The sequence below is a fragment of the Acidisoma sp. PAMC 29798 genome (genome assembly GCF_030252425.1).
Classification (GTDB): Bacteria; Pseudomonadota; Alphaproteobacteria; order Acetobacterales; family Acetobacteraceae; genus Acidisoma; species Acidisoma cladoniae.
On record NZ_CP126994.1, the window covers coordinates 2,305,417 to 2,326,181 of the forward strand.

The 20,765-nt window shown below is 59.8% G+C and carries 9 protein-coding genes; 4 read left to right on the plus strand and 5 right to left on the minus strand.

The genetic code is table 11. From position 1 onward, the window contains the following. Positions 1–4 precede the first annotated feature (4 nt). Complete coding sequence (locus QP803_RS11160) at positions 5–8,380, minus strand: glycoside hydrolase family 94 protein (RefSeq protein WP_284943561.1); 8,376 nt, start codon at positions 8,378–8,380, stop codon at positions 5–7. A gap of 566 nt (positions 8,381–8,946) precedes the next feature. Between QP803_RS11160 and QP803_RS11165 the strand changes: the two genes are divergently transcribed. Both QP803_RS11165 and QP803_RS11170 read left to right on the plus strand, forming a co-directional pair. Then, positions 8,947–9,777, plus strand: a complete 831-nt coding sequence (locus tag QP803_RS11165) for a slipin family protein (RefSeq protein ID WP_284943562.1) — start codon at positions 8,947–8,949, stop codon at positions 9,775–9,777. 67 nt (positions 9,778–9,844) lie between these two features. Then, entirely contained in the window at positions 9,845–10,072 is a 228-nt protein-coding gene (locus QP803_RS11170; RefSeq protein WP_284943563.1) for a PucC family protein, read from the plus strand. 1,104 nt (positions 10,073–11,176) lie between these two features. Here QP803_RS11170 and QP803_RS11175 read toward each other — a convergent pair. Next, positions 11,177–11,893, minus strand: coding sequence for an IS6 family transposase (locus QP803_RS11175; protein ID WP_284943564.1), 717 nt, complete (start codon positions 11,891–11,893; stop codon positions 11,177–11,179). A 1,782-nt stretch (positions 11,894–13,675) separates the two neighbouring features. On the opposite strand from QP803_RS11175, the gene QP803_RS11180 reads away from it, so the two are divergent. Continuing rightward, a complete protein-coding gene (locus QP803_RS11180; RefSeq protein WP_284943565.1) occupies positions 13,676–14,662 on the plus strand; it encodes an IS110 family RNA-guided transposase in 987 nt (328 codons plus the stop codon). Between the two features lie 649 nt (positions 14,663–15,311). Here the strand turns inward: QP803_RS11180 and QP803_RS11185 are convergent. Beyond that, on the minus strand, positions 15,312–16,190 hold the full coding sequence (locus tag QP803_RS11185; RefSeq protein WP_284943566.1) for a PRC-barrel domain-containing protein: 879 nt from the start codon (positions 16,188–16,190) through the stop codon (positions 15,312–15,314). Between the two features lie 913 nt (positions 16,191–17,103). Between QP803_RS11185 and QP803_RS11190 the strand changes: the two genes are divergently transcribed. Continuing rightward, a complete protein-coding gene (locus tag QP803_RS11190) occupies positions 17,104–17,697 on the plus strand; it encodes a chemotaxis protein CheB (protein WP_284943567.1) in 594 nt (197 codons plus the stop codon). A gap of 220 nt (positions 17,698–17,917) precedes the next feature. On the opposite strand, the gene QP803_RS11195 is transcribed toward QP803_RS11190, so the two are convergent. Together QP803_RS11195 and QP803_RS11200 are read right to left on the minus strand one after the other, a co-directional pair. After that, complete coding sequence (locus QP803_RS11195) at positions 17,918–19,246, minus strand: glucoamylase family protein (protein ID WP_284943568.1); 1,329 nt, start codon at positions 19,244–19,246, stop codon at positions 17,918–17,920. A 19-nt stretch (positions 19,247–19,265) separates the two neighbouring features. After that, positions 19,266–20,750, minus strand: a complete 1,485-nt coding sequence (locus QP803_RS11200) for a GH39 family glycosyl hydrolase (RefSeq protein ID WP_284943569.1) — start codon at positions 20,748–20,750, stop codon at positions 19,266–19,268. Positions 20,751–20,765 lie beyond the last annotated feature (15 nt).

Genomic DNA, 20,765 nt, shown 5'->3' on the forward strand with positions numbered 1-20,765 from the left:
CAAATTACGCCGCCGCGGGCGTGTGAACGGCATCAAGCTCGGTTTGTCCAAGCTCAACCTCCAAGCGGTGTGTCGCGCCGTCATCGATCAGCGTCACCCGCAGTGGCCGCTCCAGTATCACCCTTCCATCAATCCTAGCGGACGCAATCCCCAAGCCGGATTGATGCGGATTGCGAACATGGATCTCGTAATGGCTGGAACGGTGACGAAGCACGATCTCGAAGCCGGGCCAGGCTTTCGGGATGCGAGGATCAAGGCACAGCACGTCTCCGAGCAGGCGTAGACCTAGAATGCCCTCGGTGGCCGCGCGTTGCATCCAACCCGCCGACCCCGTGTACCAGGTCCAGCCGCCACGCCCGACATGCGGCGCGACGGCGTAAATATCCGCCGCCACGACATAAGGTTCCACCTTGTAGCGATGCACATCCGCGCGCGTACGCGCGTGGTTGATGGGATTAAGAAGTGCGAAGAGAGATGCCGCCGCGTCCCCATCGCCCAGCGCCGCGAAAGCCATCACGGACCAGAGCGCCGCATGCGTATATTGGCCACCGTTTTCGCGTATACCGGGCGGATAGCCCTTGATATAGCCAGGATCGAGCGCGGTTTTGTCAAAAGGTGGCTCAAACAGGAGCGCTAGGCCCTGCTCGGGCCGGATGAGGTGACGCGTCACGGCAGCCATCGCGAGAGCGGCCTTTTCCGGCGTGGATGCCCCTGAGAGCACGGCCCAAGACTGCGCAATGGAGTCGATCCGGCACTCATCATTGGTGGCCGATCCCAGGGGCGTTCCGTCATCGAAGAATCCCCGTCGATACCAGTCGCCATCCCAGGCCTCGCTGCCGAGTGCGACCTTCAGAGACGCCATATGCCCCTCCCAGCTCGTCACATGGTCGGTGTCGCCGCGCGACTTCGCGAAGGGAACAAAAGCTTCCAGCGCGGCATAGAGGAACCATCCGAGCCAAACGCTCTCGCCCTGCCCCTTCTCGCCGACCCGGTTCATGCCGTCATTCCAATCGCCCGTGCCCATCAGTGGGAGCCCGTGCTGGCCGACCGCGAGGCTGTGATCCAAAGCGCGGGCGCAGTGCTCGAACAAGGTGGCATGTTGATCTGAGACGGTCGGCAAGAAGAAGTTGTCGTGCTCACCCGGCGCCAATGATTGGCCTTCCAGAAAGGCGAGCGACTCGTCAAGCACCCCGACGTCGGCCGTGGCGGACACATATTGGCTGACGGCATAGGCGAGCCACGCACGATCGTCGGAGATACGGGTTCGCACGCCTTGCCCCGAATGCGGCAGCCACCAATGCTGTACATCTCCTTCGATAAACTGACGCGAGGCGGATTCCAGAAGATGCGCACGCGTCAGAGCCGGCCGCGATACCGTCAGAGCCATTCCATCCTGAAGTTGATCACGAAAGCCGTAAGCGCCACTCGCCTGATAGAAGGCCGATCGCGCCCAGACACGGCAAGCGAGCGCCTGATACAAAAGCCAACCATTGACCATGATGTCCATGGACCGGTCGGGGGTCTTGACCTCGATCCGACCGAGGGCGTCGTCCCAATAGTCCTTAACGGTCGCCAAGATTCCATCAAGGTCGGCTGTTCGATACTGACTGATCAGTCGCCGTGCTTCATCAGCACTCGGCGCGTCACCCAGAAAGAAGACGATCTCTACAGTGCCGTTCGCCGGCACCACGACCTTCCGTCGCATGGCACAGCAAGGGTCGAGGCCGGCCCCTACTCGGTTGGACAAAGGCGTGCCGTCGCGGAGCGCCAGCGGGTCCGCGAGCGTTCCGTGGCGTCCAACGAATTCTCGCCGATCGCCCGTCCACTCCGTCTGGCCGCCATGCATATCCGCAAACGCCACCCGCGACGGGAAGGCCATATTCCAGGAATTGCGCGCAAGCATTGCGCCGGTCACAGAGTCGATTTCCGTGGCAACGAACGGCAAGGAGGCCGAGCGCTGTGGCGCAAGAACCCATTCCGCATAGGCGGTGATGCTCAGATGCCGAGCGCGGCCGGAACGATTCCGCAGCACAAGGCGAGATATTTTGATTGACGCATCCATCGGCACGTATTGGAGAAGCTCGCTGCCAATACCGCTCGCCGTATGCTCGAAACGGGAATAGCCGTGTCCGTGACGCGCCACATAAGTCGCGTGATCGTCGCGCTTGGGGAACGCAGTCGGACACCAGACGTCACCGCTTTCCTCGTCACGGAGGTAGAACGCCTCGCCGGCGCGATCCGTGACGGGGTCGTTCGACCACGGCGTAAGTTGATACTCGCGGCTATTGACCGACCAGCTATAGCCGCTGCCCTCGGTCGCCACCTGGAAGCCGAAAGCAGGATTTGCAATGACGTTGATCCAGGGTGCCGGGGTGGATTGGCCTGGACCGATCACGGTCACGTATTCCTTTCCGCCGCGGGCGAAGCCCCCGAGCCCATTAAAGAACTCAAGATCGGGCGTGGTCGGTGATGCCTGCCTCTCCGGAGGCGTACGGTGCCCTTTCGCGGTCTTACGAGCGGATACGCCCTTTTCGGAAATGCGTTCGAGTTGATCGAACAGGCTGCCGTGTTGGGCGACGAGTACGACGCGGGCCACGGAAACTAGAAGGGCGCTGGTCTCCGCCGGAATGAGATCGGCGCGGAGCACGAAGACGCGCCCAGACGGTGCGTCTCCACCGGTTCGCCAACGGGATTGACTGGTCCGAAGCTGCGCCTCGATCGCGATCTGCAGATCCTGAACGTAGGATGACTGGCGCTCATTCAGAATGACCAGGTCGACCGCAAGCCGCTTCATACGCCAGTATTCATGCGCCTGCAGCAGCTGTCGGGCGATGTCGAGGCTGCCAAGATCGCTGATCCGCAGGAGAATGATAGGGAGATCGCCGGAGATTCCTTGCCCCCAGAGACCTGATTGTGCCCCTGCCCCCCGCGAGATCGCGGTCGATGCCGGGCGCAAGTCCGGCGTCGCATAAATCGCGTAACCCGCGAGACGCTGGAAGAGACCGGCCTCGCCCGACGTGATACTGAAATGATGGAGCTGCACCTGCGCCTGGGTCCAGGTGAGCGTCGTTGCCCGCGTGAAGGCGGCGGTGTCACGATGCTTGTCCACGCTATCCAGCAGCTCTTGCCGTGTCGCCGCGACGACCGTCCAGAAATCGACATGCACGAGGCCCGACGGCGGAATGATGACGCGGCGACGCAAGGCGAAGATTGGATCGAGAACGGTTCCGACCGTATTGGAAAGAGATTGCCCGTCGATCATCGCGATCGGCGTGCGCGCTCCATGTCCGCGCCCGAGAAAGCGCGCGCGATCGGTCTCTATCTCGATCGGGCCGACCGCTTCGCCGTCGACCACGGCCAGATGCGCGGCCCAAACCTCGGCCTCTTCCGATGTGCGTCGGCGCCGGGTCGCCAGGATCGCCCCCACGTCTTCGAGAAACTCGGTTTCCACGAAAAGTTTTGCGAAAGCCGGATGAGCGACATCTGTCGCCTGTGGCGCCAACACGAGTTCCGCATAGGACGTGATCTCGATCTCACGCCCGTGGAGGCTCGTGTTGGAGATCGAGACCCGCCGCACCTCCGCATCGTCTTCGGACGACACGAGCACTTGCACAGTCGTCGTCAGCCGCCCGTCGCGCCGCGTGAATTCAGCCCGATCCTCATTAAAGATGACCTGATAATCATCGGGTTCCACACCGGTGGGCTGATAGGTCGCAGACCAAACCGCGCCGCTGCGCACATCCCTGATATAGATGTAGGAGCCGGAATCATCGCATGTCGCGTCTTCGCGCCACCGCGTGATCGCAAGGCCGCCCCAGCGACTATAGCCGGAGCCGGCGACCGTGAGCATGGTAGTATAGTGGCCATTCGAAAGAAGATGAGTCGCCGGCGTCGCCTGATGGGCCGAGTCAAAGCGGCGTCCACCTGGCGCCTCTACCTCTCCAGCTCTGGCCTGTATCTCGGCCTCGCGCGGGGGGGCGACCGAGATCTCCCGCGGCGGCCGCTCCTGCAACAGAAGTTCCGTCGCCTGGACAATCGGCTCGGCATGGAAGCGGGTCCTCATCACGCCGTCCAGTAGCGCATCGGCGATCGCGACGATCGTCATCCCCTGATGATGGGCCATGAAGGCGCGCACGATGGCGACGGTCTCGCCCTCCCGCACGCGGATCGGCGTGTAATCGAGTGCTTCATAGAAGCCGTAGCGACCGAGCGCGCCCGCCGCCGTCAAACGACCGAGGTTCCCGGATGCGGCTTTCGGATCGACCATCGCCGCCAAAGCAGTGGCATAGGGGGCAATGACGCGGCTCTGTCCGAGCCCACGCTTCAGGCCGAGGCCGGGAACTCCGAAATTGGAATACTGGTAGGTGAACTCGAGGTCCCGAGCATTGTATGCGGATTCCGAAATACCCCAAGGCAAGTCGAGCTCGGCGGCATAGGCGATCTGCCGGGCGACGATCAGCCGGCTTGTCTGCTCAATCAGGCTCCCCATCGGTGCGCGCATCACCAAAGATGGCATCAGATATTCGAACATCGAACCCGACCATGAGATCAGCGCGGCCCGGTGACCGATCGGAGTAACCGTGCGACCGAGCCGGAACCAATGGCGCGCGGGAATATCCCCTTTAGCAATCGCGAAAAAGCTCGCCAGCCGCGCCTCGGACGCCAGAAGATCATAGCAATTCGAGTCGAGCGATGCGTCTGCAGCGACAAAGCCGATTGATAGAAGCTTTCGCTTCTCGTCGAACAGAAACGTGAAGTCCATTTCGAGTGCAAAGGTTCTGGCCTTCTCTTCGATCGTCGCAAGGCGTGCGTCCATCGATCCGTCCGCGAGCGCCAGAAGTTTGAGATCGCGGCGGTGACTTTCGATCGCAATCGCGCTTGCCTGGGCCCAGTATAGCAGGTCCGTCCCAGTGTCATCACCGCGCTCCTCCGCAAGCACGTGGGCAATGTCGATCATGGTGGCGCACTGGGCTGCCAAGTCTTTCAGCTGCCGCCCGACGTCGCTCCCATACGCGGAATTAGGCCGCACCGCTTTGATGAGACCAAGAAGCGCCTCATCGAGCTGACCCCAAGTGACCGTCTGGGTTTGCGGGCCGCCGCGCAAGCGCCCTACTTCCTCCTGCGTTAGAGAGAGCGCGTCCGCGATGCCGGCGAAGCGCGCGGCCGCCGAAACAGGCGTCGCCCGCCATTCACCGCAGGCGTTCGCGAGCGCGATGAGATGACCGGCGAGATTTCCGCTATCAACCGAAGAAATATATTGAGGATCAAGCGGACGTAGATCTGTCGTGTCGTACCAGTTGTAGAAATGTCCTCGAAAGCGCGCGAGGCCCGCCATGGTGGCCAGCGTCGCTTCAAGGCGAGTGGCAGCGTCCACAGTGCCCGCCCAACCCAGATCGCGGGCGGAGAGGATGGACAGAAGATAAAGACCAAGATTGGTAGGCGAGGTCCGGTGGGCAACTTCCGGCGTCGGTTGCTCCTGGAAGTTGTCCGGGGGCAGGCTGTTTTCGGCCGCAGTCACAAAGGTCTCGAAGAAGCGCCAGGTGCGCCGAGCCGTCAGCCGCAAGCTGCGGCGATCTGCCGGAAGATCAGACAAAAGGTCATGGCGCTGGGGCGATAGGCTCACCCAAAGCGCCACGGCCGGGGAGAGAAGCCAGAGCAGCAGGAACGGTGCGGCGATCACCCATGTCCGGTTTCCCGTGCCGCACACGACTCCTGCCGCTACGCCGGCGACGATCGCGACGCCCGCCATCCTTCGGTAGAAGCCGACGAGGTCGAGGCGCGGGGCAGTCGTCGATGCGGCGGCGGGTGTCCATTCCAACAAATGCCGGCGGCTGACGAGAAGACGCCACAGCGTGCGGATAATGGCGTCCCCCATCAGCCACGCCTGATGCGCCAGGAAGATGATGTTCAAAGCGGATAGCGACGTGGCTAGACGGAGATCCACGCCTAATCCCCGGACGTGACTTGAGAGCGTTATACCCGCTCGACGCGGCCGAATGGCCGCAACGACAGGAATAGCGGTCGGCACGACCAGTGTTGCAATGACAAGGCCCGTCCAGATCAGCGCCTGATGAAGAGGCAATGCCCAGCCCGCGAGCAAGGCGAGGACTGCGGCGGGAGCCGATAGACTGCGCCGCAGATTGTCCAGCATCTTGGAGCGACCGAGCGCCGGAACATGTCCAGTCCGCGACTTCAAATGCCCCGTAACCCGTCCGAAACCGAAGATCCATGGCAGGAGCTGCCAGTCTCCGCGGGTCCAGCGATGGTGCCGTCTCGCACCGACATCGTAGCGGGTCGGAAAAGCCTCCACGACTTCGACGTCGGACGCAAGACCGGCACGGGCGAAGACGCCCTCGAAAAGATCGTGACTCAGCACCGTTGATTCCGGAATGCGTCCGGCCAAAGACGCCTCGAATGCATCCACATCATAGATGCCTTTGCCCGCATAAGATCCCTCTCCAAACAGGTCCTGGTAAACATCGGACACGGCTGCGGCATAGGGGTCGATGCCGCTCAGGCTCGAGAAGATGCGTTGGAAACGCGAGCCTTCGCGGCTGACCGGCAGCGATGGTGTGACCCTCGGCTGCAGGATGGCATAGCCTTCCACAACGCGGCCGCCAGCCGCATCGAACCTTGGCTGATTGAGCGGATGGGCCATTTTCCCGATCAGTCGGCGCACCGTATCGCGCGGCAATCGGGTATCAGTGTCCAAGGTCAGGACGTACCGAACGCCTGGGGGCGGCAGCGGCATCTGGCCATCGATCGCGATGAAGCTGGTATCCGTGGCGGCACGGAGGAGACGGTTCAACTCGTGGAGCTTGCCTCGCTTGCGTTCCCAACCGATCCATCGCGCCTCCCCCTCGTTCCAACTCCGCCTGCGGTGCAGGAGCAGAAAACGGGCACCGGCAGGTGCCGGTCCATATTGGCGATTGAGACCGGCAATCCCATCCGCCGCGGCCTCCAGGAGAGCGCCGTCACCGGCCTCATGCTCGTCTTTGGAATCCTCCCAATCCGACACCAGTGCGAAATGAAGATCGCCATGCCCGCTAGCGAGGTGGTGAATTTCGAGCCTCTCGACCTGTTGCTTGATGGCCGCGATTGTCGTTAGCAGTGTCGGAACCGCCACCAGGGTCCGCAACTGCGGAGGAACGCCGCCACGGAGTTCGAGGGCTGGCAGTCGTCCGGCGCCGAAGCCCATGCTGACGGCGCGATTGAGCAAGGCGACCGCAAGATCAATCGACGGAACCAAGCCCAGGAACCCAAGAAGAACCAGCCAGCCATGACCGAGCCGTTCATCCGCCAAAACGACCAGGGGAACCGCCAGCACGCCTGCCGTAACGACGGCAACGCCGGCCGTATATCCGCCGATTCCCACCTTACGGTTGAGGCGCGCGACCCATTTACGGATCGGCAGGCGATAACCGACCTGGGACTCGAAGCCTAGTCGGCCTCCCGATACGAGATAGTATCCTGGATCCCGGTGACGCGTTTCCGTTTCAGCGCCGGATAGATGCTGAGCATCGTCGGCCGTCGCCACCGCCATCCGCGCGATCTCGATTTCGCTGTGATCCGAGCCTCGGGCGAGCTGCTCGACGCAGGTCCGGTAGAGATCGCGAGTTTCGAAATCCATGTCCTTGAAGTTGTTGCCCGCCAACAGCGTGTCGTTGACAAGACTCATGCCCTCAAAACCCTCGTTCCAATCGGCATCCGCGATCAGGTGAAGGCTGGTGATCACGTTGCGCACCGACACGTTGGTGGCGCCTTGCTCCCGATGGACGTCGCGAACCACGACATCCGCCGTCTTGCCTTGTGCCGCCAGACGCTCATCGAGCCATGCTAATGCTGGCGTTACCTTGGGATCTTGATCGCGTAGTCTATGCATCAACTGGACTGTAAAGGCGTCGGGCAGCTTATCATGCATTCGGTGGGTCAGGACGACAGAGACGGGCTCAATCGGGCGACCGGCGGCCCCCAACAGACGGTCGGCGAGATCGTCGGCTTCCAGACGTTCCGCGCGATTTTGCACGATTAGCACCGAAAGCCGCCTTAGATTTTCGATCAGGACGATGCGCAGGGTCACTGGAAGTGCCCACAACTCAGCAATTTCCAGAAGCTGCACTTCCTGATACGCGCGTATATAGTGTTGCAGCACCGTTGCATCGAATGAACTGTCTGTATGTGCAACGAAAGCCCACGCCAGCCCAAATACTCGTGGATATCCGACGAATGGCCCCGCGGCCAGCTTGGGCAGCTTTCGGTAGAAGCTCGGAGGCAGGTCCGTGCGAATTTCACGGAACTGCTGCTCGACGAGATGATAGTTGTCGATCAGCCACTCGGCCGCCGGCGTAATAGCGTGGCCCTGATTGAGAGATTGAACCATGCTTTGGTAGGCCGCGAAGAGAACGGGAACGTTTTCGGAAAGCCTGCGCCCGAGGGGATGGCCCCTCACCGCGCGCATCGTCACAGGCTGAGCCGCCGCCAAGCTTCTCCCGTGCCCTTCAAGGCGCTCGAGACTGAAAAGCTCCTCGCGGATAGGAGTAGGTGTATCCCAAAACGAGGGCGCACGGCGCCATACGAGGCTGCGAAACAAAAGGGCTGCCAATTGAACCTCGCTTTTTAGGCCGCTTTTTAGCCAACGCTGTATTGAAAGGTGACGCAAAAATGGATGCCGGCGTCGCCGCCGAGAGGTTTGACGATTGCGTGTCAGTTTTTGATCCGGGTTACGCGCGCCTTTGGTCGACAACGCCCCTCCCCTACAACGCCAACGACCTTACTCGAAGAGCGCATCGGCTCGTGAGGTTCGGAAACTACTCACACCACCCCTCACCTCTAGGTAGTTTCCGAATCTTCCTGCTTCATGTGGAAGATGCGACGTTCGAAGAACCTCCATGAGTTCTCGGACCTTCCATCTCTTGCGATGGAATCCTTTTGAAAAGGTTGACCGTGATGACTGGGTTACCCATCGTTCTTCTCCCGCTTATCCTTATCCTCGCCTTCGTCATTCTCTTCTCCGCGGTAAAGGTCTTGCGGGAATATGAACGGGCCGTCGTCTTCACGCTTGGCCGATTTCAAAAGGTGAAGGGGCCGGGTCTCGTCCTTCTGATTCCGTTCCTGCAGCAAATGGTGCGGGTGGACTTGCGCATCCAGGTAATCGAGATCCCGACGCAGGACGTTATCTCCCGCGACAATGTGTCCATGAAGGTCGATGCCGTTCTCTACTTCAAGGTCACCAATCCCGAGCACGCGATCATTCAGGTGCAGTCCTATCTCCCTGCGACCAATATGCTCGCCCAAACAACGCTGCGCGCAGTTCTGGGCCAACATGACCTCGACGAGATGCTTTCGGAACGCAAGAAGCTCAGCAGCGACGTTCAGAGTATTCTCGATGCGCAGACGGAAATTTGGGGCATCAAGGTTAGCAACGTCGAAATCAGAACCGTCGAACTGACGGAGAACATGGTGCGCGCCATTGCGAAGCAGGCAGAAGCGGAACGCGACCGGCGGGCCAAGATCATTCACGCAGAAGCGGAATTCCAGGCATCGCAAACGCTTGTCAATGCGGCCAAAATCCTAGGAAGCGTGCCTGCGGCAATGCAGCTCCGGTATCTGCAGACGCTTACCGAGATCGGGGCAGAACAGAATTCCACAGTCGTCTTCCCAATGCCGATCGACATCATCAGGCCGTTTCTCGAACTGCTCGAGAAATCTGGCAAACCCTCCGTCCCAATTGTAGGAATGAACGGTGCGGTCCCCAAGGAAGAGTCCTTGCCACAATAGGGCATCGGCGATCTGGCGGACTGTGATGTGAGTATCCCAGTCGCCACGCCACCGGTCGGAGTCGCGTGTGGTCTCTCCGTGTCAAATTCTGCCGCTGTTCCAGGTTTCGGTCGACGTGACGGTCTCGCTCCTCGTCGGCACGCTCAATCTGGTGATGATCGCGGAACTCGGTGTCTCGGCCCGGCCGGTGGCGATCATGGTGGCGTTGCCGCTGATCTTCGCGCCGGCGCGCGCCCTGATCGGCTTCCGCTCTGACAATTACCCGCTCGGTGCTGAAAGCGGCCTACGTCCGTGACCCTGCCCCAACTTGCCCTCACTCATACGCAGAATCCGTTCTCCGTTGCTCTGCACCCCATCTTTGGACCGCCCCAGGGTAGAGTCTTGGGCCTGGTTTCACGATGACGGGCTGGGGCCGTCATCGTGATAATGCAGTGAAATCGGCGCCATATTACCAATCGCCCCGTGCGGGCGAACCTCATTGTAGTAACTGAGCACCTCAACTACGAGCTGCCACTTGATGGCATAGGTACTTTCCGAGTCTATGCCACGGCCTTAGTCGCTTGCTACTTCGACCGCTCAAGGCCTGGGTCATCGCGATAACGAGACCAGAGCCGGTAAGAACGATTGTAGGAAGGGACGATGATCATAATGAGCCTGCCGCAACAATTTATACCTACAGACGTCTATATGTCGGGGAAGAGCGCCTTTTGCGCCGGATGGTCGCAGCAGACGAACCCGTGGGAAGCTGGAAGTGAGGAACACGATCAGTGGTCAGACGGATGGGATGATGCCAACTGTTCTCAATCGGTCCTTCCCTTTCTGGAAGGCGGCGATGCCCACGCGTTCGCAGAAAGCTTGTCAGCAAATCCTTGGAGCGTCGTATCTGAGGAGCATACGCTCTGGACTGATGGGTGGCTTGCCGCTGCGGCCGCACCGAAACACCTATAATTCTCGCCGAATGCCAACTTATGGCAAGAAGGCTCCGACGCCACCACCACGCCGAAGTTACCGGACCTCCTTAAAAAGCTGTCTAACTGAGATGTTGATTTCTTTGAACACATGATCCTTGAGAGTTATTGGAAGCCAGTGAGCAATGTCACGACAACCCGGATCCCCTGAACGATCAACCCTCTCCATTTCGAGAGGCCGTGGCCTCCCCTCAGAGCGCGTCGCGGGTAGTGACGAAGATTTCATCAGCGCCTGGGAGAAGGGGCTCATCCCAGGGTTTGTAGCCTTCCTTCACGTTCAACAACTCCAACGCGTCACCCAGACCGCTACTGCAGCGCTGTGCTCGGAGAATGCTGGAAGAGACGTCGGGGGGAACCGGCGACTATAGGGTTCTGTTGCAAATGCTGGCGGAAGACGCACCAATCCGGTAGACGGCCTGAGGCCGACGATCTCAAGCTGCGACTTGAAAGAGGTTTGCGACGAACGCGGTCTGCGCCTGCATGTCGCGACCGCCGATGTTGTGAACCTGCCCCTTTCGGATCATCGCCATTGCTTCGTAGCCGGCCAGCGTTCGTCGGGCCGTTGGCAGGCTTCCAAAGCCGAGCCCAGGCCTCACCAACCGCTTTATTCTTCGATGATCTTGCTCAACAATGTTGTTGAGGTATTTGCACTGTCGCAGCTGCGCGAAACGCCACAGCTCACCTCCACGCTTCATGTCTGCGGTGGCACGTGGGTAGGCCGGGTTCTTGTCGACGGTGATCGTGCGCGGGTTACCAGTATGGACCTGCGCCAGTGCCTTACGGAAGAAACGCTTAGCCGAAGCTGCGTCCCGCCGCGGCGACAGCAGGAAGTCGATCGTCTGGCCAAGGATATCCACAGCCCGATAGAGATGGGTCCAGGCTCCCTTGACCTTGATATAGGTCTCGTCCACCCGCCAGGAGCCGGTGTTGCGCCGCAGATGACGTCGGAGCCGCTTCTCCAGCGACGCCGCATAGGCCTGCACCCAGCGGAAGATCGTGGTGTGATCGACTTCCACGCCGCGATCAGACAGCATCAACGAGAGGTCGCGATAGCTGACGGGGAACGCGAGATACCACCGGAGAGCCCATAGGATGACATTCGCCGCGAAGTGCCGCCCTTTTAATGCGCCACCTTGGTCCTCGTTCATCACCCACCCGCCGTTCGCCCGGGCATAGCTTGCCACGTCCCGGGCGCAGCGGGCAGCCTTGCAACAGAACCCTAAATAGCGCCAACATCGGCGACTTTTTTCGGAGTGCCTCTGATTCTAAAGACCAGAGACAGATTCCGTCAAGGGCCCAGAGGCGAAAGCCAATCTAACCGGGACGGGGTCCTACAGCCGATCCATCGAGCCCGAATGAGCAGATCGGTTAGAAAGGTTCTTCCCTCCAGATGCCCTCCATAGTGACGAACCCATGACTGCTTCGCCCTGCTAAGGCTCTGCGAAGGATTTGGTAGACGCCCAGAAGCGCAACGGCCGCGCCTGGCGGCTTTTTATCCGAATACGATGGAGGTCATCACCAGCACTCTCCCATTTCTAAAGGAGGCGTTGCATCTTTTCATGGCTGGCGCTGTTGCCCGGATAGGACTCGCCTGAGCGGCCGGTGGCGCGGCCTTCGTCGGAGGGTTGGACAACACATCTGGACGCTCGCCCATCCTCACGGTGCCGGCGACACCGACGTCCACATAGCCGCCGGTTTCGGGCTCGGTTTGCTTCTGACCTCCCTGTTTCCAACTGAAGTCGCAACATCCGGAGCAAACCCTCCGAAAGATCTCTCATCGTGACCAACTGCGGCGTACCGCTCCCGGTCGCGACGTCGCTGAGCCAGCGCCTGATCAAAATGTCGACGTTTGGAGCTGATGGTAAGCGCCCCGTCATGTCAGCCTATCCGCAACTTCAGGGTGACCCTGAAGCCGGGACCTTTTACTCTTTCACGAATACTATCACGGGGACAGCGGCCGTGGTGTCGGCGCTTCGCACCAGACCGGCTGGAGCGCTGCCGTTGCTTTGCTGCTTCAGCCTCGGAAGGGGGTGAAGGCCGCTCGATCGAGTTCGGCTACCTCCGAAAGAGATTATGTGGTTGCCGTAGCGGTCATGGCGACCGCATCTGGTCCCTCTAGTGGCAATATAGCCGAGCGTCTTCCTGTGCGTTGGCGCTCTCCTCATCAATTTCTGAAAAGTGGCCTGCGCCCCGATGAGAGACGCGGCTGGGACCGAGATTCAGAGCCAAGATCCTGACCCTCGAGTGGACCTTTGGCCTGTCCTGATAGAGTGGTTTCGTCTTTTTCCTCGACACCTTCGACACCGAAAGGGACGGTGCCGTCTTCACTCTTGGCGCCCTCTGATTTCTCAGTCATAGCCGCTCCTTGCTAAAAGATGTGCTTGACAACATTGGATCAGCTATGTGGGCGCAGAGAACAAGCCACACTCAGGCCGATGACAACCTGTCTAGAGCGAGATGCTCGGCCGCGGTAGCTTCGGAATCTACCTAGCGGTGCCGGTTCCGTGTGCAAGGAACCATCGCCGCTCGCCATGTCGCCAGGCCCTTGCGGATGTTCTCAAGCTCGAGTTTCCACTCATGCGGCTTGATGGATATTCCATGTTCAAATCACGCATGTTGTCTAAAAGGATCTGCGACACGATGAGCCGCGCCGTCTCCTTCGTCCGCCGGCACGACATACCAAGGGGGCTGCCTTCGTACTGCCGTGGCTGAGGCACTCACTATAGGCGGTCATATACGATTTCCAGAATTCCGCCCGGCAATATCAGCCGCACTGAATTTCCAGTCACAACTGCTTCACAGGCTCAAGATGATCTTGGACAGATGGGGTGATTGGGGTCTTTCCCCGGTGATCCGGTAGCCGCTCCTCTTAGGATGATCGAACGTGGTCTGGGGTGTGGATCGGCCACGAGCATCAAGGAGGAGCAGCCGTGGGTTACTTTGCCGGGTTGGACGTGTCTTTGGAAGAGACCGCAATCTGCATCATTGATGGGGCGGGTCATATCGTGCGCGAGGCGCGTGCGGCCGGCGAGCCGGAGGTGCTGGTTGCGTTCTTCAGGGCATCTGGGATGGAGATGGACCGGGTCGGCCTGGAGGCTTGTTCGCTGACAGCGTGGCTGCACGCTGGGCTCACGGAGGCCGGCATCCCGGCGATCTGCATCGAGACGCGTCAGGCCAAGGCGGCGATGGGGGCGATGCCAAACAGGACTGACCGCAATGACGCGAGTGGGATCGCACAGATCATGCGCACCGGCTGGTATCGCGCGGTGCATGTGAAGAGCCCGTCCTGCCGTTCCCGGCGAGCGCTGCTGACCGCACGGCGGATGGTGCTCAACAAACGCCGCGACGTGGAGAACGGAATTTGCGCGCTAGTGCGGGAGGTCGGACTGAAGGTCGGCACGCCAAACCGCAAGGACTTTCCGGCCCGCATTCGCGCGTTGGCCGCCGACGACCCGGTTCTGACCAGCCTGGCTGAGTCGTTGCTGGCCGTTGTCGAGGTGATGACCCGGGAGGTCGAGCGCCTCACCAAGCGTGTGATCGACGAGGTGCGCATCGAGCCAAAGTGTCGGCGGCTGATGACGGTCCCAGGCGTAGGTCCGCTCACAGCCTTGGCGTTCCGCGCCACGATCGACCGGCCGGATCGCTTTCGGAGATCGCGCGACGTTGGCGCGCATCTCGGGTGCGGCGACGAACTGGCGCGCACCGCGCTTTACGAGGCGGCCCATTCGCTGCTGATCCGCAGCAAGAAATGGTCGGCGCTGCGGGCGTGGGGCATGAACGTTGCCAAGCGTCGCGGCATGGCGCGGGCTCGTGTCGCAGTGGCACGCAAGCTGGCGGTCATCCTGCATCGCATGTGGGCCGATGACAGTGAGTTCCGCTGGGGCAAGCATGCCTTGGCTCTCACCGCCGCGGCGTGACGAGAAGAGTTCGAGTTTCCGCCTAACCAGGGCGGATGCCGCGTCGTTCCCGTGGGGACGATGGGCGAGGTGATCTCGGTGTGTGTCCGGAGCCGGAGGGCCGCAATACCCCGAAGGTCGCGGGACAGATTGAGACGCCTCGCCCTCCTGACCCCATCACCCCATCATGCGGCGACCGCGAAGAGAAGCGAGTGACCTACGGGAATGGCCTGAGGCAAGAGACCCTGACAACCCCAATCAGAGAGGACACTTAGGGCGAATGCCCTGGGGCCCACCCGGCGGCGAGCCCAACCGACACATTAGATAGCGACAAGCGCGGCGACCGTTTGTCCCCCGGATCCTTTGGTCCGGACGATCCCGAGCGTGCGGAGACCGCGCGCCACATAGTCATCGTCCGTCTCGGCAACTCCTGTCGTTTCGCAAAATTGGACTATGCGGGGGCGACCACAAGGAGCGGCAGGCCCCTTGCATTTCTAAACGTTCGCCATAAACCCCTGCCACAATAGCCTCGCATACGCTCTCTCACCGCGTCGACAGGCTGAGAGCTCGCCGTTAGAGAGATTCTGCACCCTCGGCCTTCAGGTCGCGGGTGCAGAAGCCATGCGACAAAATTGTGAAGCAGACTTCAGCAAGCCGGCGGGTCGACTGTCTATCTGCTGGCAGTCTTTCTGGGCAGGCTCGCCGTCCAATATGCGTCTACCTTCTTGCTTTGGGCGGCAAACTGCCCCGCAGCTCTGAACTGCGCATCGGTCGCCATGGGCGCGGCTGCGACAACCGCCTTGGTTGTGTCGAGCACGAGTAGGTCGGCGCTCCGCGTGACTTTGAAATCATGCCATGGAATCGGGACAAACTTCTCGTCAAACCCAAACAGGCCGCCGCGGGCCACGACCAAATAGGCGATCTTCCCTGTTTTAGGATCAATGACCAAGTCGTAGACGCTGCCGAGCGCCTCCCCCTTTGCGTTGCGCACGTCCGTGTCGATGAGCTGATCCGAACGAAGCGCGGCGGTCGTGTCTGTGACCGGCAACGCAGAACCGATCTGCTGCATGCGCCAGTCGGCACCGTAAATCATTGGACCTCGTCGACCCTCTGAGTTTGCCGTGTAGCTTTTATAGATTGTCCGCGTGGTTGCGAGCACTTCCTCGCAGGCTTGCGGCTTGCCATTCTGAGCGAGGATATTGGCTGTGGTGATGAGATTTCGAATCTCATAGCCTGGCCGTACATTCCTGTAATCAGGCGACACACCAGCGGCATGACCCTTGATCGGGGATTGGTTTCCGTAGCCTTCGACTGGATATCCGTAACCATAATCGGATCCGCCCATCCAGTAGCCGCCCTTCTGCATCGTCTTAGAGAAAGTCCGGATGTCGCTAGCGCAGTCTGAGTTCGAGGTGGTGGCTGATGCAGTTCCCGTAGCCGAAGGCGAGGTGCTCTCAATGTTGCTGGTGGCAGGTTCTGCTGAGAACGACGGCCCCGCAAGGGCAACGCAGACGGCAGTAGCGGAGGTAAACAGGATCGTGCGGATCATTTGATTGCTCCCTAAAGATGACTGACCGAACTACGAGCGGCGCGATGTCATCGCCCTTGTTGAGAGGGACTCCTAGTCCGACCGCGACCGACCTGCCAGGCTCGGAAACTACTCACCCGCGTGCCGCACGTTTACCTCCTTCGTCGTGGTTCGCAAGAGTCTTTCCACTTTCTGCATGTCCTCTCCGCCTCGAGACTTGTAATTTCTATCTCACAGAAGACCCGTGTTGAACGCCGCTATAAACGGGTGGTGCGGGTCCACCACCACCCCTATATAGTCGCCTCGTCGGGCGACTTACCCACAGCACCTACACCATCAACCCCGACACGACCGGGCATCTGCTGAAGCTTGTCCCAAGAGTTAGACAAGGCAATCCGCGGGGCTCAGCTGGTATGAGTTACCCTCGCCGTAGTCGATGGCAATGTCGGTCTGAGTAGTTTCCGATCCTACAGAGGTCCGTTGGCATCGTGTACCGCAAGTGAGCATCAAAAGACGTCGGGGAACGACGTGAGTTTGAGGAAAAGATAATAACGAGGCCGGGACGCCCCTTTGCTTCTCATGCCGCCGTATGCTGCAAAGGTCGCATAGAAAGGCGCCCAGAGATCCATGACTGCGGCCTTTTGAAAGGGTGGTCGGTTGTGACAGCATCATACTACTGTCGGATTCTCCTTAGGCAGCCAAACCGAGGGCGTGAAGAGGACTCTTTGCCTCATCCGCGTCTTGCCTGCATGCACGGATATTAGAAGCGGCTCCATCAAATGAGACGGTGCGCCCCCAAGAGGTTGGACAAAGAGGACACCTAGACCCTCGCACGGTTAAGCACGCCAGATCGCCACAAGATTCCATCCACTGTCAGTTTCTAATCTATGGTTCGACATAACTCTGCGGAGGCTCAGTGAGAAAGAGTTGCCTAATGACATTCGATCACGAGCTGCGGGACTTTCCGATCGTTTGTGTTGGTGGTTCGGCCGGCGGATTAGATGCGTATATAAGGCTGCTAAGCAACCTTCCCAGCGACATGGGCGTCGCCATCGTTATCGTTAACCATCTCAGAGTCGTTGCGACGCAGCTTCATGAGATTCTACCGCGATACACGTCAATGCCCGTGGAATTGATAAATGAGCGGCTCGAAGTTCGGCCAAATTGCGTCTTTATTATCCCGGAAAAGCGGGATTTACATGTCTTGAACGGCGAGTTCAGGCTGAAGCCAATCTCGAAACCGCATGGTTGGCCCGATGTAATAACGGTTTTTCTTCGTTCATTGGCTCAACATTGGGATGGTCGGCTCATCGCCGTCATTGTATCTGGATTCGACGGCGACGGCGCTGAAGCACTTTGTGAGATTAGAGACATTGGAGGTGTCACAATCGCGCAAGCACCGAACACGGCGTCTCAGCCGGATATGCCGGATAGTGCCATAGCAAGTGGCTGTATTGACTATATCCTCGGACCCGAGGATATAGCGCGCACAATCGTTCGCGTCGCATCTCGTGAAAAGTTTCGCTGATTGTCGATGTCAAGCATCGAGTTTCGTTTCTCCGTTCTCAACCCGATCCATCTCGAGACTCCTCACGCTGAGGACTTACGCCGGGCTCGATCCATGCGTGCCAATGAAATGAAATACATCGCGAAACGCAGTGTGGCTCGAGCGCACAGGACGTCACTTGCTCCGTTCCGGCATGTCTCCCTTCCAAAGACAATCTCAAGTTCTAATATTGAAGCAGAGCCTATTTGCCGGCAGCATGACAATGGGCTTCGAGCCAACCTCCCGTGAAGCCGGCGCGCAATAACCCGCTAATCACGTAAGGCGAGCTTCGCATCAATTGCCATGGCAAACCGCTTCGATAGTTCTCTATCATGAGCACGATCGGACCCTGATTCAATCCGAACTGCCAAGGTGATACCCAGCCGTAGGGGTTCTGGGTTCTGTCCGGATGGGTTGGATTGAACGTCGCCTTGAAGCCGAGCCGATCACCGGTCTTCAGGTCGATGTGGTTAATAAAATTGTCGAGGGTAGGCAAAACGATCTCGGGCGCGAACGGCAGCGACGCGACCACCGCCCAGGGCGCGAGTGTGCCATCATCGGGTCCTTCGGGCACGCCGCGTGCCCGATAGTCAAAGAATTGCCGCTTTCGGCCGCCGATCTCGATGGTGCTGGGCCCAGGACCGTCGCTCGCGGTGATCCCCCAGCACGTTTCACCGTAATCGGTGAACCCAAGAGGATTTTCGATCGCGTAGCGCTGCTGGACATAGGTCGCGCGACGACTGTTCTCAAAGTAGTCACTTCCTTTGCCGCGCATGTACTCATCACGTAGTCCTCGTAGGTCCAACCAGAGATGCGATATTTGGTGGGTAAAGAACGGTCCTGCGTACAACAAGTCATGCCCGAAAATCCGCCGCCATCGGTAAGTCGATGTCCAGGCGACATAGCTATCCCTCGGCAACGGATAAGTCGGCGAGCCAAGTCCGAGGACATAGAGAAACATTGCCTCGTCGTAGCCTTGCCAGCGATAGGGCAGGAAATGGCTCTCGGGCTTCCAGCCCTGACTGACCGTCAGGCCGCCGTTTTGAGCCCATTGCCAATCGGTGCGCCGATAGAGAATGTCGGCAAGCAGGCGGATTTCACGCTCGTCATCGGTGTCGCCAAGAAAATAAGCCGCCGCGGCTAACATGCCCGCAAGCAGAAACGCTGTATCGATGGTGGACAGTTCGCATTCCCAGACGCGCCTTCCGCTTCTCATGTCCAGAAAGTGGTAGTAGAAGCCCTTGTAGCCGGTGACGTCGGCTCCGACGCCTTGGCTGCTGTCATTAAAAAAGCGGAGAGTCATGAGGGTTCGCTGCACGGCGTCTGCACGATCGATGAAGTTGCGCTCAACGCCGATGGGATAGGATGACAAGGCCAAGCCAACAGCCGCGATGCTGGCCGGCGCGCCTGGCTGGGTCTTGTCAGCTATCAGGCCGTTGCTCGGGTTCACTTCCTTGACGAAGTATTCAAACGTCTCCCGCTGCAGGCTATCGAACCGCGCGGAGCCGATCCGTGGGTCAATCACGCGCACAGTGTTCCGGCACTGCTGTTCAAGGATGTGACCGGGGCTGTCTTTGATCTGTGTGCCCTTGCTGCGGTGTGAGTTCCACTGTGACGGCGGCAATGGAGTGTGCCGGCATCCTCACGTCCAAAAGAAGCGTGTCCCCCTCGTGCCTCCAGTTCACGGGCTTGCGCACGATCTGCGACGCCGTGCGCAGTTGCTCGACTTCGCGCGGCTTGGGCAGGACCGGGCTGCCCATTTCGATCCAGAGTCTTTTAGCATTCGCGTGATCGTCGTCGATCCGCTCGACGTAAACGCCGCGCGGCGGCAGCAGGCCGGTTAACTGAATACGTACAGACTCGGCCTGGATCGGATGCCGCGGCAATACATGGTTCGTCAGAAGGACCGTAAGCGAGTCGCGGTTGCGCACCACCCAGACGTCGATGGTGTCATGCGCACCCGAGACGGGCAAAGCTGCGTTGCCCAGACGATGCAATAGCTCGAAAGCGCGAAAGGATGGTTTGGGAACACCCTGCAGCGTAAGCAGGCCAAAGCCGCCCTGGAAGGCGGTCGCGGGCATGTAATTCTCTTCGAAAATGTCGGTGAAGGTCCAGAAACTGTATCCCTGAACGAGCCCGACGGCCTCCATCATGGTCTTGACGATGACGGCCGCAGTATAGGGCTCGTCGTGCAGGTGATCGCGTGGGTTGGACGACGAACTCCATTCCGTGTAGTAGACGGGCCTTCCGCGCGCCTTGCGACGAGTTTCCTCTGCCCACTCGCGCAGGATGCTCCGTCTGCTGTGGGCCAGTTGCGTTTCAGTATCTTCGCCAATTGAGCCCAGGGCGTCAGTGGGATAATGGTGCGTGCTGACGAAATCGAGCGGCACGCCCCGTTGCTCGCAGAAGTCGACGAACTCGGTGATCCATTCGTTGTTCGCAGTCGCTGGTCCGCCGACCTGGAGCCGCGCGTCAACGGCCTTGAGTGCGAGTGCAGTAGCACGATAAAATGCAAAATAGTCTGACTGGGTGCCGGTCCAGAAGGCCGGCAGGTTCGGCTCGTTCCAGACTTCAAAGAACCAGCTGGCGACCTCATCGAGGCCGTAGCGCTCCACCCAATGGGTCGCCAGCCTAAACACCAGCGTAGCCCATTGCTCGAGATCCTTCGGTGGCGTGACATTGGCGCCGTAGTGGAAGACCGTCTTGTCGCCGGTCGCCAGGGCGCTCGGCATGAAGCTCAATTCCACAAATGGCTTCATGCCGATTGACAGAAGGAAGTCGCAGATCTGGTCGGCGTTGAAGAAGGAATAGAGCAGCTCCTTCTTCTCGTTCATTAGCGTGCCCATCTCATCGCACAGCAACCCGTGAAAGCGGGTGTGTCGAAAGCCAAGCTGCGTGCGGCACTCCTGCAACTGGCGCTGCCAATCTCCGCGCAGCGCCAGCGGGGCGTGGCCGCTGCCGACGGTGTGCTCCCAGAAATGGGGCAATGCGGTGGTCTCGTCCGACAGACTGCATGAGAATTGCGGATGCTTCATGCTATTCGACCCTTG

Coding starts and splice junctions, on each gene's coding strand:
- QP803_RS11200 (WP_284943569.1), bottom strand. CDS start 20,750: ATGAAGCATCCGCAATTCTCATGCAGTCTGTCGGACGAGACCACCGCA.
- QP803_RS11165 (WP_284943562.1), top strand. CDS start 8,947: ATGACTGGGTTACCCATCGTTCTTCTCCCGCTTATCCTTATCCTCGCC.
- QP803_RS11190 (WP_284943567.1), top strand. CDS start 17,104: ATGACATTCGATCACGAGCTGCGGGACTTTCCGATCGTTTGTGTTGGT.
- QP803_RS11160 (WP_284943561.1), bottom strand. CDS start 8,380: ATGGTTCAATCTCTCAATCAGGGCCACGCTATTACGCCGGCGGCCGAG.
- QP803_RS11175 (WP_284943564.1), bottom strand. CDS start 11,893: ATGAACGAGGACCAAGGTGGCGCATTAAAAGGGCGGCACTTCGCGGCG.
- QP803_RS11185 (WP_284943566.1), bottom strand. CDS start 16,190: ATGATCCGCACGATCCTGTTTACCTCCGCTACTGCCGTCTGCGTTGCC.